The sequence below is a fragment of the Thalassotalea algicola genome (assembly GCF_012932965.1).
GTDB classification, from domain to species: Bacteria; Pseudomonadota; Gammaproteobacteria; order Enterobacterales; family Alteromonadaceae; genus Thalassotalea_F; species Thalassotalea_F algicola.
This window is the reverse complement of sequence record NZ_JABBXH010000002.1, coordinates 185,787-204,917: the sequence shown is the minus strand read 5'-3', so window position 1 is coordinate 204,917 and position 19,131 is coordinate 185,787. Positions and strand designations below refer to the sequence as shown.

Sequence of the window (19,131 nt, the reverse complement as noted above, 5' to 3'; positions counted from 1 at the left end):
CTGTACATCGCTACTTTTTGCCGTGCTTGGCACCGTGGCATACATTACATCTTGTAGATAAAAAAAACGCTTAGGGGTTGGGACCTAAGCGTTTTTTAGCATTTGCTAGTATCAAAACCGATAAGATATTAGCTAAATTGGTTAGAAGTATTTTTCGCACCGCCCGCTTTAAGCGCGTTTTCACCAGCGAAGTACTCTTTGTGCGAATCACCAATATCAGAGCCTGACATATTTTGATGTTTTACACAGGCAATACCTTGACGAATTTCTTGACGTTGTACACCTTTAACATAGCCAAGCATACCTGCTTCACCAAAGTACTCTTTCGCCAAGTTATCTACAGACAAGGCTGTTGTATGATAAGTAGGTAATGTAATTAGGTGGTGGAATACATTCGCTTCACGAGACGTATCGGCTTGGAATGTACGTACGCGCTCATCAGCTTCTGCAGACAATTCAGAATCATCATACTTAGCATTCATTAAGTCACCACGGTCATATGCAGAAACATCTTTACCCGCTTCTGCCCAAGCATCATATGCTTGCTGACGGAAGTTAAGCGTCCAGTTAAACGATGGAGAATTGTTATAAACAAGTTTTGCATTAGGATGAACTTTGCGAACGTCGTCCATCATTCCTTTGATTTCATGTACTGTTGGAACAGCCGTTTCAATCCAAAGCAAATCAGCACCAGCGTTTAATGCTCCAATACAGTCAAATACACAACGTTCATGACCTGTACCTTCACGGAACTGATATAAACCTGAAGGTAATCGCTTAGGACGAACTAGCTTACCATCACGATTTAAGCACACATCACCTTCACGCATTTGTGATACATCAATCTCTTCTACATCTAAGTAAGAATTATAGATATCACCTTCATCGCCTGGTTCTTTAACAACAGCGATTTCTTTCGTAAGGCCTGCACCTTCAGAGTCGGTACGCGCTACAATGATACCGTTATCTACGCCCAACTCTAAGAAAGCATGACGTAGCGCACGAATCTTCGCGTGGAAATCTGCATGTGGTACGGTTACTTTACCGTCTTGGTGACCACATTGTTTTTCATCTGCTACTTGGTTTTCAATTTGAAGCGCACAGGCACCAGCTTCAATCATTTGCTTAGCCATCAAGTAAGTTGCTTCTGCATTACCGAAACCTGCATCAATATCAGCAACAATTGGCACAACATGCGTTTCGAAGTTGTCGATAGCGTCTTGGATTTCTTTAGCCTTCGCTTGATCATCAGCTTCTCTTGCTTTATCTAATGCGCTGAATAAAAGACCTAATTCGCGAGCATCTGCTTGGCGTAAAAATGTATAAAGCTCTTCAACTAAAGATGCTACCGCTGTCTTCTCATGCATTGATTGGTCAGGTAAAGGGCCAAACTCAGAGCGTAACGCTGCAACCATCCAACCAGAAAGATATAAATATCTGCGCTTAGTAGAACCAAAATGCTTCTTAATTGAAATCAGCTTTTGTTGACCAACAAAACCATGCCAACAACCTAATGATTGTGTGTATTTTGTATTGTCTGCATCAAAAGCATCCATATCTGCACGCATAATGTCTGCTGTATACTTAGCGATATCAAGACCTGATTTAAATCTATTTTGAACACGCATACGGGCAACATTTTCAGGGTCGATTGCTCCCCAAGAATCACCTGCTTTTTCTTTAATCGCTCTTACTGCTTCAATTGCACTTTGATAATTAGACATATCATTCTCCACGTGTCTTTTTCAAAAATTTAAAATGTCTTACGATATTTATCAGCTTAAAGGCTTATTCACTTCGTTGTGTTGTTCATCAAGTCAACAACTTAACCGTTCGTTTCATCTTGATATCGACAAAGTAAACTTTCATATCGAGTTGCAAGAACAATACAACAACTATCACGCATTCTTAAAATATATATTAAATATTACCACCATTCACAACAGTTATTTTAGTAGTAAAAACATCATTTACTCTAATAAATAAAAAACCACTTGCAAAATAACCAAGCAAAGCCATATTCTTTAGTAATACTTTTTGGTAACAGGATAAATGCAATGAATATATCTAAAATAGACTTAAACCTATTAATCTATTTAGACGTGCTACTTAGAGAGAAAAATGTAACGCGTGCAGCAAGCCAATTAAACATTACTCAGCCCGCAATGAGTAACGGTTTAAAGCGTCTAAGAACCTTATTTAACGATCCTATTTTAGTAAGAACTTCTGATGGCATGGTACCTACCGAACGTGCCCGTGCCTTATCACCTGTTATCCGCAAAATATTACTCGAATTGGAAGAAGCGCTTCAAGGAGAAGAAGATTTCAACCAGGAAAATAGCCAACGTGTATTCCGTATTATGGCAAGTGACTATGCCGCATCTACACTAATACCAAAGCTATTGAAAAGAATTAATAAAATAGCACCAAATGTCACCATGGATATCATGACGCCAAGTGATGTAAATTTCCATGATGTTGAAGCCGGTAAAATTGATATGGCGATTAACCGTTTTGATGAGCTACCGCAGTCATTCCACCAAAAAACAGTATGGCGAGATGGTTTCTCTTGTTTGCTAAGTGCTGATAATGAAGTAGTTACAAAGTTTAATTTGAACAGTTATTTGGCCTCGAAGCATGTGTGGGTGTCTAAAACAGGGTTTGGTGTCGGTGTCGGTATGGATCCTAAAGACGTACAAAAACTTGGTTGGGTAGACGAAGCTTTAGCACGGCTTGGCAAGAAGCGAGACATAAAGGTTTTTACTCGTAACTACCATGTAGCTATGCAATTAGCTTTTGAAGATGGTTTAATAGCAACACTACCAAGTAAAGCGGCTTTGCTTCACAAAGACGATCCAAACTTCACTATTTTAAAACCACCGTTTGATATTCCTGATATTGAATTGAAAATGATCTGGAGCCCTTTGTTACATCATGATGCAAGCCACATTTGGTTTAGACAACTCGTAATGGAAGCGGCTGCTGATTGCTAAAGTGACTTAAGGTAAAGGCTAATCTATATTGTTATAAAACCATCAAATGTGATGTTTGGTGGTTTTTTTACAACCAGGCCCCTATATAAACAGCATGAATACAAAGTATCAACAACAACAATAACAGCTATAAAGTAATATTCCGTGCACACCGGAAAATCTTAAGTCATTGTTTTAAGAGAGTTTAATGGTATAACAACAATTATTGCCGCTCTAGTATCAACTTAGTTACACTTTACATCTTTCTTTGGACACTTGCCTATATAACCTTTTGTGAATACATTGTCACAATCTTAATAAATTTAAATGATGGTGTTCTATGGCTGAGTACAATTCGATTCATGATTTGCAAGTTTCTAGCAGCTTATTCCAGTTTATTTCACAAAATGTGTTACCCCTAACAGATATAGAGCCTGAGCATTTTTGGCAAAAAACTTCGGATATTTTTACCGAACTAGCGCCAAAGAATAAGGCGTTATTAGAAAAACGAGAGCAATTACAAAAGCAAATTGACAGCTGGCATGAAGAAAATAGTTATAACGCTGATACTTTTATGCAATACAAAAGTTTTCTACAAAACATTAACTATATTGAACCCGTTGTTGAAAACTTCTCAATCGGCACACAAAACGTAGATAAGGAGCTTGCAACAATGGCAGGCCCTCAACTTGTTGTGCCAATTATGAATGCACGTTTTGCGTTAAATGCAGTGAATGCTCGTTGGGGCAGTTTATACGACGCTTTGTATGGCTCTGATATCATTGGCGAAGATAACGGTGCTGAAAAAGCAGGTGGTTATAACCCAGTGCGAGGCGCTAAAGTTGTAGCGTTTGCTAAAGACTTTCTTGATAGAAGTTTACCATTGACTCAAGGGTCTCATGCAGACGTCACTAAGTATGCAATTGAGCAAAAAAATCTAGTTGCTACATTAAATAACGGTAATCAAGTTGGCTTGCAAAAGCCAGAGTCTTTAATGGGGTTTGCACAGCATAGCGATAGCAATATCAGCTACTTATTTAAACACCATCAATTACTAATCGAGTTATGTTTTGATCAAAGCAGTGCTATCGCCCAGCAAGACGAAGCAGGTTTGTCCGATGTATTATTAGAATCAGCGCTAACCACGATAATGGACTGTGAAGATTCAGTTGCAGCTGTGGATGCTGAAGATAAGGTTGTCGCTTATAAAAACTGGTTAGGGCTTATTAAAGGTGACTTATCTGAGACTGTATCAAAAGGCGGCAAATCGTTTGCTCGTAAGATGAATGCAAATAAAATCTTTACTAAAACTGACGGCGAAACACTCGAAGTAAAATCACGCAGCGTCATGTTTGTGCGTAATGTTGGCCATTTAATGACTAACAATGCCATTTTAGATAGCAATGGTAATGAAATGCCAGAAGGTATTATTGATGCCATAGTAACAAGCTTAATTGGTAGCTTGGATGTTAAAGGACAATTCGCAGGCCAAAACAGTAATCAGGGCTCTATTTATATCGTAAAACCTAAAATGCATGGCAGTGAAGAAGTTGCATTTGCAAATGAATTGTTTGCACGTGTAGAACTAATGTTAGGTTTACCTGATAACACTATAAAGATGGGCATTATGGATGAAGAGCGCCGTACTAGCCTCAACCTTAAAAACTGTATCTACCAGGCAAAAGATAGAGTTGTATTTATTAACACTGGCTTTTTAGATAGAACAGGTGATGAAATTCATACATCTATGCTAGCCGGAGCCATGACGCGAAAAAATGACATCAAGTTAACACAGTGGATAGGTGCTTATGAGCAAAGCAATGTTGATGTTGGTTTACAATGTGGCTTTAGCGGAAAAGCTCAAATAGGTAAAGGAATGTGGCCAGTTCCAGATAATATGGACGCTATGTATAAAGCAAAATTAGCGCATGTTGAGTCAGGTGCAAATACCGCTTGGGTACCATCGCCGACAGCAGCAACTATTCATGCGCTACATTACCATCAAATTAACGTCGCGGATCTACAACAAACCCTTAAAGGTAGAGAGCCTGCAAATATCGATGATATTTTGCAAATCCCGCTAGCTGATAATACAAACTGGTCTGCAGCTGAAATTTGCGAAGAACTCGATAATAACTCACAAGGTATTTTAGGTTACGTTGTGCGATGGATTGACCAAGGTGTTGGGTGTTCAAAGGTGCCAGACATTAACAATATAGGCCTAATGGAAGATAGAGCAACGCTACGCATTTCAAGTCAACATATGGCTAACTGGTTAAAGCACGGCATATGTACAGAGGCACAAGCAATGGCAAGTTTGAAGAAAATGGCTAAAATTGTTGATCAGCAAAATGCTAGTGACCCTTTATATCAAGCTATGGCGGATAACTTCGAGCAGAGCATTGCCTTTAAAGCAGCATGTGATTTGGTATTTAAAGGCCAAACACAACCAAGCGGTTATACTGAGCCACTACTTCACCAGTACCGTTTAACTAAGAAACAAAGCAACTAAGTAAAAAATCCCACCTTAATAAAAGCGTCATATTAGGTTTCTATAATTCTTATGGAACCAATGACGCTTTCTTACATCCAACCTTCTAATTTTGTAATTAAGCTTATTAAACACTGTACGAAGATGAAAAACCTTTGTAATAAGTAATATCTTTGCGGTTTATCTCAGAATACCCGCCACTTATCCCAAAGCGTTAGCATATTCGATTGTTACAAATTATATTAAAATTGTGCAATTTAGTTACAAGTGTGACGGTCTTGTAAGAAAAGCTAAAAGGATGGATTTATGAAAACAAAACTAAAAGCAATATTTGCTGCTGCAGCCGTAAGCTCTGCCAGTTTATGTTTTACTGTATCTCATGCTATTGCTGCTGTACCGCAAGCTGCCGACTACAATTTAGTCATTGTTAATAAATATACGTCAGTCAAAAGCTACAACGATTTTGGAGTGTCAGACAGTTTATATGCGACTGAAAAGTTCGCACAAATATTTGATAAGCCTTTGGTAAAGATTCCGCTCGACGAAAAAGTCATTAACCATATGAGCCCAGTAGCGAAGAAGAGTGATTTTTTTGCACTAGCCACAGTATTTAATGACAAGCTTCAACAACTTATTGCTAGCTTTACTCACTCAACGCCAAGTTACTCGATGAATGAGGAAGGTGAAATGACACTGAAAAAGCATCAAAATAGCACTTGCAATGTAAAACGTAGTTAATCGTTGAACCCTTTTCTTGAATTAAAAAAGCCACTTTACAGTGGCTTTTTTAATTCTCTTTTACACTCGCCCTAGCGATTAAAACTGATAGGCTTTGCTTTTCTCTAGCAATTGTGTCGATGTAATTTTATCTATCGCACAGCCATTGATATTACGCTTAGTAAACACATGAATTTTATCTTGGTATTGACGACCTAATTTATCGCCACCGGATTTTAAAATTACCGTTACATTCTCACCTTTAGGTAGTGCTTTCAATCCGTTACCATATAAACATAAAGTTTCAGCCATCGCAGCACTTAAATTTTCATAGTACCCCTTACGTGCAGTTTCTTGCTTACTTTGTTCTGCTAACTGTTTGGACTTTATCTGTTTCGCCTTCTCAGTTAATTCTTTTTTACTGGCAAGGATTTTTTTCTTTTTCTTTTCCAGTGCAGCTAACTCAGACTTAAGTTCGGCCTTGTCTTCTTTGTCTTCAGAGCGCTTTAATTGATACTCCATATCGCGTTTTTCACGAGTAATATCTCTAAGCTCGTAAGCTAAATCACGTTGCTCTTCTCTTAAATCTCGGTAAGTTTCATGCTTATCGTGATGGATTTCGATAACACGCTCGTAGGTTCTCGACGCATTTTCCATTGCTTTAGCAACTTCCTTTTCTACATCAATGTCGGCAATTTCTGCAGCTTCAGCAACTGTAGTCTCTATATCAACAATTTGATCAGGAGATAGCGGCGGCATTGGCGGCATTGGTGGCATTACAACATCAAAATTATAATTGCCCCAGTGACCAAAACGGCTTTGAGAGCGCAAAGTAAACAGTACCCCTTGTCCTTTTAGGTAAGTACTTTCAACACCTGAAAGTTTAATATTTTGCCTATTATCACCACTAGTTACTGATGATTTGATAATATTATTCATAATATCAAGTTGCTTGTGTAACTGCTCAAAACTTACATCGGCAGCCATTGACGCACCTGCGATAAAACAAGGTAAAACTGCGGCTAACTTTTTCATTTTTCTACTCCTCTGACACCCAGCTTGCAGGCTGAATACTTGTATTATTTATAAACTGACCTTGATACTGAATAGCATCTTCTAATCGTTGATATCGAATGCGCTGCTCAACAACATCATCTTGGCGCTGAGCATTAACAAACTGAATAAAATCACTAATATCTTCTTTACGCTCCTGTCGTGACGTATCAAGAATATAACCTGCTAGCTGTAAATTGCTTTCTTGCTGTTTCGCTGATAAATCAGCTGTAAAGTTTGCAAGCGCTAATTGTTGTTGTTGTTGATAAGCATTCAACTTTTCATCGACTAATTTTGCGACTTGTTGTTGACTAGAGTTCTGTTGACCGAAGATTAACAGCACACCATCATCGTTAACCGCTAATTGCACATTGAACAACACCAATACCATTGCAAAGCATGAAAACCCCATGGATAACACAGGCAAACCTTGCCATTGCCACCATCGTTTGTCTTCAAACTCGATACCTGCTGATCTATCCCAATCAGGTACTTTTCGGGTGTGCTCTTGATCAACTAAGTATTCAACATATTTTGCTGTAGCAATTTGTTCTTTCATTGATTGCTCATTATTTACATCATTCTCAAACTGTTCTGACTGCTCGTTACTTAACTTCTTATCAAGCCAATCATCAAATTGATTATCACGCGGCGACATCTTCCACCTCCAGATAGTCTTTTAATTTATCTAATGCACTATACAATCTCGACTTTGCTGTATTAGTTGAAATACCTAGCTGATTAGCAATATCTTCAAATGTAAAATGCTGGAAAAACTTCATTTCTACCATTAATTTTTGATTAAATGGTAAACGCTGCATTGCAAGGTGTAAGGCTTTGTTTTCCTGACCTTGTGTTAAATCATACTCAGGGCAACTTTCTTCACTTTCATCTTCCTGCTCTGGCGTATCATCTATCGACTGTAGCGGCTTTTTCTTTCGGTAATACTCAATACAGCGATAATGCGCAATTTTAAATAGCCATCCCTTGAAAGGACTATCACCGCGAAAAGAAGATAAATTCCTAAAGACAGCAATAAATATATCCTGCATTAAATCCATCGCATCATCAGGATGATTTACCATACGATATGCATAGTTATAGATGCCGCTTTCATAGCGTTTAACTAAACCTTCCCAGGCAGACTTACTCCCTTTCAAAGCTTGTTTAATTAGCGCTTCATCGCTCCGTTTGAACACTGAGTTTCCTACTTTTTATTGATTTATCAACGTTGTTATTAATAAGGTAGAGGCAAGAGTTTAAATAGTTTGAAAAAAATTAATTTTTTTCAAACAACGTTGAGATTATATTGGTCAACTTAGCGTAAAGCCTTTGCCTCATACTGGTTGTGCGCCATAGTAGGCCAATTTCTCTATACATATCATTAGGCATTTTTTCTAACGCCAACCCTTCTTCTGAACCAACCCCTTTATCTACCGCCATTTCAGGCAAGAACGTAACCCCGTTATGGTATGCCGCCATTTGTACCAATGTTGTTAGACTTGAAGAGAAAAATGGGTTAATTAACGTTTGATCTTCGACATTACATGCGCTTACCGCATGCTCTGATAAACAATGTTCTTGTGATAAAAGAAAAATAGAGTGCTGGGGCAGCAAGCGATAATCGGATTGCGTTTTAACTTTTGTTATCAACGCTGGATTGCCTGCAATATAAAAAGCATCTTTACCAACCACTTTTTGCTGAAAGCTATGCTGTTGTACCGGTAAAGCAAGTAACGCTACATCAATTTCACCGTCAGCTAACATTCTCATTAAGTTTTCAGTCGTGTCTTCACGTAAGAATAAAGAGAGTTCAGGCAATTCTTCATGACAGATGCGAGCTAGGTCAGTAAGTACATAAGGTGCAATAGTTGGAATACTCCCTAGACGTAAACCACCACCGAAAGGTGTGCCATGATGTTGACAGAAATCAGCCAATTCAGTGGTTGCAACGATAATTTGTCTTGCTTTTTTAACGACTTCTTCGCCATGGGGAGTAAAGACGAAAGACTTATGATCTCGTTCTAACAGCTGACAACCTAATTGCTCTTCTAACTTTAATATCGCGCTACTTAACGTCGATTGACTTACAAAGCATGCCTCGGCCGCTCGGTTAAAGTTTTGATGCTGATGGAGTGCAAGTAGGTATTGAAGATGTTTTAAATTAGGTAAAGTACTGGCCATATTTATCAATAATTATAATTAAAAATCACATATTGATTAATATTAGCAATTTAACAGATAAAAAAAAGCCACTCTTTATAAGTGGCTTTTTAAACTCAATAAGTTACTAAGCAAGTGAGCTAGATAATATCCAGAAGAATACAATCGATAAACCTGCACCAACAGGCAATGTAATAACCCACGATACTACAATATTACGCACTACACCTAAATTTATTGCTGCAATACCACGTGCCATACCTACACCTAATACCGCACCAACTAACGTTTGAGTAGTTGAAATTGGTAAACCTGTACCAGAAGCAATCACAACGGTACACGCTGCTGCAAGCTCTGCGGCAAAACCACGACTTGGCGTTAGGTGAGTTATACCTTTACCTATTGTTGCGATGACTCGATGACCAAAAATGGCAAGACCTGCAACAATACCTAAACCACCTAATGGTAGTATCCACCATGCTAGCGCAGCTTTCTTAACGATTTCACCTTCGTTACCAACAATGCTCACAACAGCAGCTAATGGGCCAATCGCGTTAGCAACATCGTTTGAACCGTGAGCAAACGCCATACAACAAGCGGTAATTATCATTAACACGGCAAATACTTTTTCTACGTTTACATAGTGGCTTGATTTATCTCCTGTCTCGTCAAACTTAAGACGAGCAATAAACACTTTACCAACAATTGCTACAAGCAATGCTACCGCAACCGCGTAAATATAGCCTTCCGTTGCACCAATCTCTAAGCCTATGTGCTTTAACCCTTTCTTAATTGTTACTAAAGAAAGTACAAAGCCTGCCATAAACATATACATTGGCACCCAACGCTTAGCTTGGCGTAGTGGGTGATCTGTATCGAAAATAAGCTTTTGAGCACTATTAAAGATAAGGAAAGCAATAAAGCCTGAAAGTAATGGCGTTACTATCCAACTCCCCACAATACCACCTACTTTACCCCAAGCAACTGTATCAACGCTTACACCAATTGCTGCGAATCCAATAATGGCGCCAACAATTGAGTGTGTTGTAGATACTGGCCAACCTAGCGCAGAAGCGATAAGTAACCATGTAGCAGCAGCAAGTAAAGCTGAGATCATACCGTAGACAAGTAAATGCGGAATGTCAGTAAAATACTCGGGGTCAATAATACCCTTACGAATAGTTGAGGTAACTTCTCCGCCGGCTAAATATGCACCAGCAAATTCAAAGATCATAGCGATAATAATCGCTTGTTTAATTGTAAGTGCTTTTGAACCAACTGATGTACCCATCGCGTTAGCTACGTCATTTGCACCAATACCCCAAGCCATAAAAAAGCCGACAACAGCAGCTATCATGACCAACATAGGGCCGTGTGTAATTAAAATATCCATCGAAACTTAACTCTAATTTTTCGCTAATAAAATTTCTAAGCGAGCACCAACACGCTCTGCTAAATCGGCTAGATCACCTACCCATTCAATAATTTGATATAAAAACATTACATCAACTGGGTTTAGATCTTTCTCTATGCTGCGAAGATTAGAGCGCAGGCTTATTTGCATTGAATCTGTATCATCTTCAATTTCGTCTAGTTGTAGGATCATTTTTTCGACTAAATCTACTTCACGACCTCTAAAACCAGTTTCTAATAAATCATCTAGTTCGTTAATTGCATCAGCAGCCTTTTCAATGGCATCGATACAACGAGCTAAATAACTATTAAAGTCCTTTTGCAATGCATCTGGAATTTCTAATTCTCGGCCTAATACTCGTCCTGAAATATCTTTGGCTTTATTTGCGATTCGGTCTTGCTGAGTTAAAAGCTCTAACAAATCTGCACGATCAACTGGCATAAATAATCCGCCAGGTAATTCTAATCGCAATTGACGTTTAAGCGTATCAGCGTCTTTTTCTAGTTGTGAAATATCTTTACGAACCTTTGTCGCTTTTTCCCAATCACTAGCTTCAACAGCTGTAAAAAATGGGGTCAATTGACGAGCACATTTAGTGACGATTCGAATGTGTTTTTCAAGTGGTTTAATAGGTGATTTTGCAAATACACCTAGTATTGAATTGTTCGGCATAATTTATGTTCCGGATACAAATCTAATTGTTATTTTTCGACGCGGATTCTAGCGAATTTAAGGCTATTTGCAACAAATACTCACCTCATTATTCACAAAACTTTAAAATCTTTGTCATATTTCAGGTAAAAAAAAGATACATCAAACTGATGTATCTTTTCGCAGTGTAGCTTACTTTTAAAACAGTTGTTAGTGAAAACAAAAGTTTATAAGTTTTCCATGTCTTCAGGGCTTGTATGACGAACTACTTTACCCTTTACGAAATACATGATGTATTCACAGATGTTTTGGCAACGATCGCCAATACGCTCTAATGCACGCGCTGACCAAATAACACTCATAATCTGTGGAATTGAACGTGGATCTTCCATCATGTACGTCATTAGTTGACGCATTAACCCTTCATATTCACGATCAATTTTATCGTCTGTCTGATGCACTTTAAGTGCAGCATCGAAGTCCATACGAGTAAACGCATCCAGCGTTGCTTGAAGCATCACTAAAACACTTTGTCCTAGGTTTTCAAGGCTTACTAATAGATCGCGTTGCTCTTTAGAAAAGCTTTCCTGTGCAACTTTTGCGATTTTTTCAGCTTCGTCACCAATACGTTCTAAATCAGTAATGGTTTTGATAATCGCCATAATAAGGCGTAAGTCACCTGCTGCTGGCTGACGCTTAGCAATAATTCGAGTGCACTCATCATCAATATTAACTTCGTAGTCATTAACTTGATAATCACCTTTAAGCACTTTTTTAGCGAGTTTTTCGTCGCCTTCTATCATTGCATTAATTGCATCTTTAAGTTGTTTTTCAACTAAACCACCCATGCTCATTACATGATTAATAACACGCTCTAGGTCTTCATTGAATTGGCCCGAAATATGACGGCCGACATTTAAATTATCCATAGTATCTCTATCCTGTATTCTTACTCAGTATAGTTACAATCGTCTAAATTAACCGTAACGACCCGTAATATAGTCTTCTGTTTTCTTCTTAGCTGGCGTAGTAAAAAGTGTATTAGTATCACTGTACTCGATTAAATCACCCATATACATGAATGCCGTTTGATCTGATACACGTGCAGCTTGTTGCATGTTGTGTGTAACGATAACCACTGTGTACTTTTTCTTTAGATCGTTAATTAACTCTTCAATCGTCAACGTTGAAATTGGATCAAGTGCGGACGTTGGCTCATCCAATAAAAGTACTTCTGGTTCAATTGCAATAGCACGAGCTATAACCAGACGTTGTTGCTGACCACCAGATAAACCTAAAGCGCTGTCATGCAATCTGTCTTTTACTTCATTCCATAGTGCAGCTGCTTTTAAAGAGCGCTCTACCGCCTCATCAAGTACACGGCGATTTTTCTCACCAGTGATTCGTAAGCCGTAAACAACATTTTCATAAATACTTTTAGGGAATGGATTTGGACGTTGGAATACCATACCAACCTTACGGCGAAGTGCAGCTACGTCAACGTGCTTACCATAAATATCTTCACCGTTTAGCTCTATTCCGCCTTCTATTCGACAAATATCAACTAAATCGTTCATACGATTTATACAACGTAATAGCGTTGACTTACCACAACCACTTGGTCCGATAAAAGCTGTTACCTGACCCTTAGGTATCTTCATCGAAATATTTTGTAGCGCCTGTTTCTCGCCATAAAATAAATTAAGGTCTTTAATTTCCAAAGCGGTTTGCTCTGGCGTTAAGTTAGCCAAATCTAATGGTGCTGGCACGTCATTTAGTGTTTTAGGGCTTACTGTAATCATAATAACTCTTTAACTCTTCCGGGGGTGCAGCATTTGCCACACCCGATAAATTTTTAATCCAACTATGCGTTTATAAGTGCTTTAGTATTAATGTTCTAACGCGCGATATTTCTCACGTAACTTATTACGAATATTTACTGCGGTCATATTCAGACCTACAATTATCGTCACTAACAATAACGCCGTTGCATAAACCAATGGGCGTGCAGCTTCAACATTCGGGCTTTGGAAGCCAACATCATAAATATGGAAACCTAAGTGCATAAACTTGCGCTCTAAATGCAAGAACGGGAAGTTGCCATCTAGCGGTAATGTTGGTGCCATCTTAACTACACCTACCAACATTAGTGGCGCAACTTCACCAGCAGCACGGGCAATCGCCAATATAATTCCCGTCATAATTGCCGGGCTAGCAATTGGTAGAATGATTCGCCATAAGGTTTCTGCCTTAGTTGCGCCAAGTGCTAAGCTGCCATGACGCATAGAAGATGGAATTCGAGCTAAACCTTCTTCTGTTGAAACAATTACAACCGGCAACGTTAATATTGCTAAGGTGATTGCCGACCATAAAACACCTGGCGTACCAAATGTTGGGCTAGGCAAGGTTTCTGGATAGAAAAGTCTATCTAGGTTACCACCAACCATATAAACGAAGAAACCTAAACCAAATACACCATAAACTATTGACGGCACACCAGCTAAATTAATCACTGCAATACGTAGTAGTTTAGTGAAGGCATTCTTACCTGCGTACTCATGTAAATATATCGCAGCGATAACACCAAATGGCGCAACAATTACGGTCATCAATAGCACCATAAGTACCGTACCAAAAATTGCTGGGAAAACACCACCTTCGGTATTGGCTTCCCTTGGATCATCAAAGATGAAACCATAGATTTGCTCTATGAATACGCCAAACTTGCCAATTACACCCAATTGGTTACTAAAAGTGACTTTAATAATTTGGTCAAAATTAATAGCAACAGTTTCACCGCCCATCGCACGCATAACAATTTGATCTCGTGAGACTTCCTTGCGCAACGCCAATAATTCTTTTTCTAACGTTTGATACTCTGCTTTAAGGGCATCGCTTTGGCTAACTAAATCAGCTTTAACGTCTTCGGTAAGCGTGCCATCTAAAATATGTTTACGCTCTTTTAAACGAATACGCTCTAGTTGATAGTTGATTGCGCCAATATCTACTTTTTGAAGCTCGCTAATTTGTGCTTGAAATTCATTAACACGCTCAAGCAACTCATCAAGTTTCGAGCTATCAACATCTTTTCCATCTAATACAATTTTTTCTATGAAGCCATAGAAATTACCATTACTGCGACGCTCTACTACCGCTACGTCTTCAGGTAATGAACGTTGTGTAATTAGCGGTTCTAGAATCCATCTGAAATCTAAACTCACTAATTCTCGGTTACCCGTTTTAACTAAGATTCGCTCAATGGTTTCCGATTCTATTTCCCTACCTAAATCTAAATGAGCGAGCTGCACGGTAGGAATGCTTTCCCTATCGTATATTTCACCGATAACTACGCTTTGTTTGCCATGCTCATCAACCACATCAAACTGATGAATTTGTGACGGCCAAAAATATGACAAACCATTTGAAGCAATTAGCCACAATAAACCAATTACTGATATTAAGCTCAAGCTTACGCCGCCGGCTGAAAGCCATACCCAAGGGGAGCCTGTTTTAAACCAATCTTTCATTTAATCAATCCTTCCCTTACAGCGAACTGTACTTTTCTCTGAGACGCTGACGAACAAACTCGGCAAGCGTATTAAATACAAAGGTGAACACGAACAAAACAAATGCCGCTAAGAATAATATTCGGTAATGAGAACTACCTACTTCAGATTCTGGCATTTCTACCGCTATGTTAGCCGATAAGGTGCGCATACCTTGGAATATACTCCAGTCTAAAATTGGTGTATTACCCGTTGCCATTAATACAATCATGGTTTCACCTACCGCTCGACCTAACCCCATCATTACAGCAGAGAAAATACCTGGACTTGCCGTTAGCAATACAACTTTGATCAATGTTTGCCAAGGAGTCGCACCTAAGGCTAATGAACCACTAGTTAAATGTTTCGGTACACTGAAAATTGCATCTTCTGCCATAGAGAAAATTGTAGGTACTACTGCAAATCCCATTGCGATACCAACAACTAATGCGTTTCGTTGATCAAATGAAATACCTAAATCGTTTGTAATAAACTGACGAATATCGCCACCAAAAAATACAGTTTCCAATATAGGAGATAGAGCAAATGATAAGAAACCAGCGACCAATAAAACAGGTATCAAAATAATCGGCGCCCACTCTTCAGGCAATTTAACCTTCATCTCTTTCGGCAATTTATACCAAGCAAATGCCGCTAAGAAAGTTGCAATTGGTAAGGTCAATAACAACAAGAATATCGCCGGCAAGTAGTCTTCAATTAGCGGGGCTAACCATAAACCCGCTAAAAAGCCTAAAATTACGGTAGGAAGAGCTTCCATTAATTCTATCGTAGGCTTTACTTTCTTGCGTAGACCTGGCGGCATAAAGTACGCGGTGTAAATAGCGGCACTTAGTGCTAATGGCATCGCGAATAACATCGCATAAGCCGCAGCTTTAATGGTACCGAAAGAAATTGGGACTAAAGAAAATTTAGACTCAAAATCATCTACACCACCTGTAGATTGCCAAATATAGTCTGGCTCTGGATAACCTTCATACCAAACTTCCTGCCATAACGCTTTCCATGTTACTTCAGGGTGTTGATTATCAACTTTTAATAAAGATAACCTTGCTTGATCAGCAAAAATTATTGCATCTGCTCGTGGCGCTATAGCTAGTGCAGAAGGGACTTTCTGCGCGATGTTGCCATGCCATAAATCGGCATCACTTGTCGTGTAAAATATTCCCATTTCACCAGAAGGCGTAATGGTAAAAAAGCTTTTACGGAACATTTCTGTGTGAATTTCGACAACAGGCTCTGTCTTGCTTGCGGTAAAAGAGCGAATTTTTTTAAATTCTCTACCTGACTTACCTGCAACTTCAAACCATTGGCTCACTTTTCCGTCACTATCACCAAATAATATCGAGCTTCCGCCAGATAGAAGTGCCGTAGCCGTAATATCTACACCATTGGGTACGATTGAATTTAGTTCAGCTTTTTTATCAACAGAAAACTCATCGTCTAGGTTATAAACACTTACTGAATTTCCAACGCGGACAAATGCCATTCTTAGGTCTGGTGTAACTTTAATGTCGTCAACCGTTGGACCAAAAAACTCTATTTCCTGATAAACCGCTTCAAACTCAGGATCGTAGTTAAAATCATCTTCTGCAACAAAAGTGGTTTTAATTAAGCGATTATCTTCAGTGTAAGCAACAACTACCGCTTTCTCTTCATTCATGGCAAAACCAAGACGTTCGACTTTCCCTTCCTGCTCATCTACCGGTAAGACTTCTTCACCAAGTGGGTACTCGATGGAAGGAGTAATATCTCGGCTATCTTGAGGATAAGTGGCGGTGAACTTCGCAGTGATTAATTGTACTTGACCTTGCTCATCAACAATAAGAAGGCGACCATTGTCACTAGCAATTACTTGCTCAATATCACCCTGCACTAATTGTTCAGATAATATTTCACTGCCTTGATCACGAAAGTCACTTTTAGACATTTGATAAAAGGTCATCGAACCTTGACTATCAATTAGATAAGCCACTTCTTTTAGCTCATCAAGTCCAGTTGCTAATATTTGACCATTAGCCTGAACACTGATTTCATTGACCGGTTCTACGTCAGCCGATTCAAATATCGGCTTAATTACGTATAGCAAGTACAAGAAAATTAAGATCAAAGTAAATAGCACCATGACACCTCCAAGGGAGATGAACCATTTTGCTAGCTTATTTTTCATCTGACGTATATCAGCTGATTGAGACGCTATAGACACTCAATTTACCTACTTTAATTAATGGGATTAAAAAACTGGCGGAATTATAAGACAGAAATATGACAGTTTTGTGACAATCACTAATTCATTAAATAGTAACATTATTGTTAATCCCACATTTAACAAGGGGTAGCGCCATTTTAGCCAACGGTAACATAGTGAAATTTTTATGACTTTATTCGGTTTTTATTCATCAATTATGAATGAGTCATATATATGTTTTTATGCAAACTGTTGTTAGCCGTGGGTTTAAAATGAAAGAAGCTATATAGCGGCATTTAAGAAGTGAATAATTACCCAGATTAAAGCGATATAAAATAATGAAGTTCAATAACTACGTTAGTAATTATTGAACTTCAAAATGAGCGCTATTTACTTGATAAAAAATTTATAAATTAACTTATGAATTAATTTTCCATACGGTGGAAACGCCATTGTTGCCGAATTGAACTTACCTTTTGCAAATACGGGCTTTGCCTTACTAAAAGTTTTAAAGCCTTCCGGCCCATGGTAATGCCCCATTCCCGATGGTCCAACACCACCAAAAGGCAGATCATCTTGAGCAACATGCATTGCAGCATCATTAATACAAACACCACCGGCATGAGTATGCTCTAAAATTCGCTGTTGGAACTGGCTATCTTGGCTACAAACATATAAAGCTAAAGGTCTATCGCGATCATTAATATAGTCAATCGCTTGTTCAACTGTTTCATAGCTTACGATAGGCAGTAGTGGGCCAAATATCTCTTCCTGCATTACCGTCATATCCATATTAACATCGGTAAGTAAGGTTAAAGGGAGCTTACCCGATGTAATGCAAGAAGCTAATGAATCACTGCCAAGTGTTGTTACACTAGCGCCTTTTTCTGTTGCATCATCAAGCCAAGCCTTCAACCTCGATAACTGCGCGTCATTAATAATTGCTGTGTAATCTTGGTTATTTTCAACGCTTGGATACATTTTATTAAACCAATGCGCAACAGCAGATTTTAATTCATCAATACGATTAGAGGGACACAAAATGTAATCAGGAGCAACACAGGTTTGCCCTGCGTTTAATGTTTTACCTAAAATAAAGCGCGATACAGCATCTTTCATATCGATTTGTTCATCAATAATGGTAGGTGATTTACCACCTAACTCTAAAGTAACTGGCGTTAGGTTTTGAGCCGCAGCAGCCATAACTAACTTGCCGACACGAGTAGAACCAGTAAATAATAAATGATCAAAGGCCTTTGTAGAAAAGTGCGCAGCCACTTTAGGGCCTCCGCCAAGAATAGCAACTTGGCTACTATCAAAATTTTCTGACAACATTTTTGCCAACACTTCATTAGTCGCCGGAGTAAATTCTGACATTTTTATCATTGCCGTATTACCAGCAGCCAAAGCAGTAGCTAACGGACCAATAGACAAGTAAAGCGGATAATTCCAAGGTGTGATAATGCCGATCACCCCTAATGGCTGATACATTACATAAGCTTTAGCTGGCTGAAACAAAACGCCAACACTACGCTTAGAAGGCTTCATCCACTTCTTAATATGAGCAATCGAATAATCGATAGCCATTAATGTTGGCATAAAATCGCCCATTTTACTGTCATCAGCTGATCGGCAGCCAAAATCACTATTTAACGCTGACACTAGTTCGTCTTGGTAAGCGAGCATAGCGGCCTTTAGCTTTTTAAGTGATTGAATTCTTTGCTCTGCGCTGGGATATGGCTGCTGTCTAAATGCAGATTTTTGCTGCTCAAATAGCTGATCGAGTGATTCAACTAATTGATGGTCTTGTTCTAACGTGTATTTATTATCAGCCATTATATTGATACCAAATGTTTAATTATACTAAGTTACCCAAGGTTACTTAATTTTTAATAGGTGATCAACCATAAAAATATTGA

At 38.7% G+C, this 19,131-nt stretch carries 15 protein-coding genes; 3 read left to right on the top strand and 12 right to left on the bottom strand.

Going from position 1 to position 19,131, the window contains the following annotated elements:
- Positions 1 to 128 precede the first annotated feature (128 nt).
- Positions 129 to 1,724, bottom strand: a complete 1,596-nt coding sequence (locus HII17_RS05485) for an isocitrate lyase (protein ID WP_169074361.1) — start codon at positions 1,722 to 1,724, stop codon at positions 129 to 131.
- Between the two features lie 333 nt (positions 1,725 to 2,057).
- On the opposite strand from HII17_RS05485, the gene HII17_RS05480 reads away from it, so the two are divergent.
- From HII17_RS05480 to HII17_RS05470, 3 genes are all read left to right on the top strand, one after another.
- Positions 2,058 to 2,993 carry a LysR family transcriptional regulator gene (locus HII17_RS05480; protein ID WP_169074360.1) on the top strand — a complete coding sequence of 312 codons (936 nt, stop codon included), beginning with the start codon at positions 2,058 to 2,060 and terminating at the stop codon, positions 2,991 to 2,993.
- A gap of 319 nt (positions 2,994 to 3,312) precedes the next feature.
- Positions 3,313 to 5,484: a malate synthase G gene (locus tag HII17_RS05475; RefSeq protein ID WP_169074359.1), complete on the top strand. Its 2,172-nt coding sequence runs from the start codon at positions 3,313 to 3,315 to the stop codon at positions 5,482 to 5,484.
- 285 nt (positions 5,485 to 5,769) lie between these two features.
- Positions 5,770 to 6,201, top strand: a complete 432-nt coding sequence (locus tag HII17_RS05470; RefSeq protein WP_169074358.1) for a hypothetical protein — start codon at positions 5,770 to 5,772, stop codon at positions 6,199 to 6,201.
- Positions 6,202 to 6,279: 78 nt separating this feature from the next.
- On the opposite strand, the gene HII17_RS05465 is transcribed toward HII17_RS05470, so the two are convergent.
- The 11 genes from HII17_RS05465 to HII17_RS05415 all read right to left on the bottom strand — a co-directional run bounded on the left by HII17_RS05465 (position 6,280) and on the right by HII17_RS05415 (position 19,048).
- The gene (locus tag HII17_RS05465; RefSeq protein ID WP_169074357.1) at positions 6,280 to 7,215 is read right to left on the bottom strand and encodes a hypothetical protein; all 936 of its coding nucleotides are present in this window, start codon (positions 7,213 to 7,215) and stop codon (positions 6,280 to 6,282) included.
- Positions 7,216 to 7,219: 4 nt separating this feature from the next.
- Complete coding sequence (locus HII17_RS05460; protein WP_169074356.1) at positions 7,220 to 7,891, bottom strand: hypothetical protein; 672 nt, start codon at positions 7,889 to 7,891, stop codon at positions 7,220 to 7,222.
- Entirely contained in the window at positions 7,878 to 8,432 is a 555-nt protein-coding gene (locus HII17_RS05455) for an RNA polymerase sigma factor (protein WP_169074355.1), read from the bottom strand. Before HII17_RS05455 ends, HII17_RS05460 begins: the two co-directional genes overlap by 14 nt.
- Positions 8,433 to 8,511: 79 nt before the next feature.
- Positions 8,512 to 9,417 carry a hydrogen peroxide-inducible genes activator gene (locus HII17_RS05450; RefSeq protein ID WP_169074354.1) on the bottom strand — a complete coding sequence of 302 codons (906 nt, stop codon included), beginning with the start codon at positions 9,415 to 9,417 and terminating at the stop codon, positions 8,512 to 8,514.
- A 106-nt stretch (positions 9,418 to 9,523) separates the two neighbouring features.
- The gene (locus HII17_RS05445) at positions 9,524 to 10,789 is read right to left on the bottom strand and encodes an inorganic phosphate transporter (RefSeq protein ID WP_169074353.1); all 1,266 of its coding nucleotides are present in this window, start codon (positions 10,787 to 10,789) and stop codon (positions 9,524 to 9,526) included.
- A gap of 12 nt (positions 10,790 to 10,801) precedes the next feature.
- Positions 10,802 to 11,482, bottom strand: a complete 681-nt coding sequence (locus HII17_RS05440) for a TIGR00153 family protein (RefSeq protein ID WP_169074352.1) — start codon at positions 11,480 to 11,482, stop codon at positions 10,802 to 10,804.
- Positions 11,483 to 11,688: 206 nt separating this feature from the next.
- Positions 11,689 to 12,390 carry a phosphate signaling complex protein PhoU gene (gene phoU / locus HII17_RS05435; protein ID WP_169074351.1) on the bottom strand — a complete coding sequence of 234 codons (702 nt, stop codon included), beginning with the start codon at positions 12,388 to 12,390 and terminating at the stop codon, positions 11,689 to 11,691.
- Positions 12,391 to 12,438: 48 nt separating this feature from the next.
- Entirely contained in the window at positions 12,439 to 13,263 is an 825-nt protein-coding gene (gene pstB / locus HII17_RS05430) for a phosphate ABC transporter ATP-binding protein PstB (RefSeq protein ID WP_169074350.1), read from the bottom strand.
- 87 nt (positions 13,264 to 13,350) lie between these two features.
- Positions 13,351 to 14,988, bottom strand: a complete 1,638-nt coding sequence (pstA, locus tag HII17_RS05425; RefSeq protein ID WP_169074349.1) for a phosphate ABC transporter permease PstA — start codon at positions 14,986 to 14,988, stop codon at positions 13,351 to 13,353.
- 16 nt (positions 14,989 to 15,004) lie between these two features.
- A complete protein-coding gene (locus HII17_RS05420) occupies positions 15,005 to 17,149 on the bottom strand; it encodes an ABC transporter permease subunit (protein WP_169074924.1) in 2,145 nt (714 codons plus the stop codon).
- Positions 17,150 to 17,602: 453 nt separating this feature from the next.
- Positions 17,603 to 19,048, bottom strand: coding sequence for a coniferyl aldehyde dehydrogenase (locus HII17_RS05415; protein WP_169074348.1), 1,446 nt, complete (start codon positions 19,046 to 19,048; stop codon positions 17,603 to 17,605).
- Between the last annotated feature and the right edge of the window lie 83 nt (positions 19,049 to 19,131).

Excerpts from the sequence above, each read along its gene's own strand:
- HII17_RS05485 (WP_169074361.1), bottom strand. The coding sequence starts at position 1,724 with ATGTCTAATTATCAAAGTGCAATTGAAGCAGTAAGAGCGATTAAAGAA.
- HII17_RS05480 (WP_169074360.1), top strand. The coding sequence starts at position 2,058 with ATGAATATATCTAAAATAGACTTAAACCTATTAATCTATTTAGACGTG.
- HII17_RS05475 (WP_169074359.1), top strand. The coding sequence starts at position 3,313 with ATGGCTGAGTACAATTCGATTCATGATTTGCAAGTTTCTAGCAGCTTA.
- HII17_RS05470 (WP_169074358.1), top strand. The coding sequence starts at position 5,770 with ATGAAAACAAAACTAAAAGCAATATTTGCTGCTGCAGCCGTAAGCTCT.
- HII17_RS05465 (WP_169074357.1), bottom strand. The coding sequence starts at position 7,215 with ATGAAAAAGTTAGCCGCAGTTTTACCTTGTTTTATCGCAGGTGCGTCA.
- HII17_RS05460 (WP_169074356.1), bottom strand. The coding sequence starts at position 7,891 with ATGTCGCCGCGTGATAATCAATTTGATGATTGGCTTGATAAGAAGTTA.
- HII17_RS05450 (WP_169074354.1), bottom strand. The coding sequence starts at position 9,417 with ATGGCCAGTACTTTACCTAATTTAAAACATCTTCAATACCTACTTGCA.
- HII17_RS05445 (WP_169074353.1), bottom strand. The coding sequence starts at position 10,789 with ATGGATATTTTAATTACACACGGCCCTATGTTGGTCATGATAGCTGCT.
- HII17_RS05440 (WP_169074352.1), bottom strand. The coding sequence starts at position 11,482 with ATGCCGAACAATTCAATACTAGGTGTATTTGCAAAATCACCTATTAAA.
- phoU (WP_169074351.1), bottom strand. The coding sequence starts at position 12,390 with ATGGATAATTTAAATGTCGGCCGTCATATTTCGGGCCAATTCAATGAA.
- pstB (WP_169074350.1), bottom strand. The coding sequence starts at position 13,263 with ATGATTACAGTAAGCCCTAAAACACTAAATGACGTGCCAGCACCATTA.
- pstA (WP_169074349.1), bottom strand. The coding sequence starts at position 14,988 with ATGAAAGATTGGTTTAAAACAGGCTCCCCTTGGGTATGGCTTTCAGCC.
- HII17_RS05420 (WP_169074924.1), bottom strand. The coding sequence starts at position 17,149 with ATGGTGCTATTTACTTTGATCTTAATTTTCTTGTACTTGCTATACGTA.
- HII17_RS05415 (WP_169074348.1), bottom strand. The coding sequence starts at position 19,048 with ATGGCTGATAATAAATACACGTTAGAACAAGACCATCAATTAGTTGAA.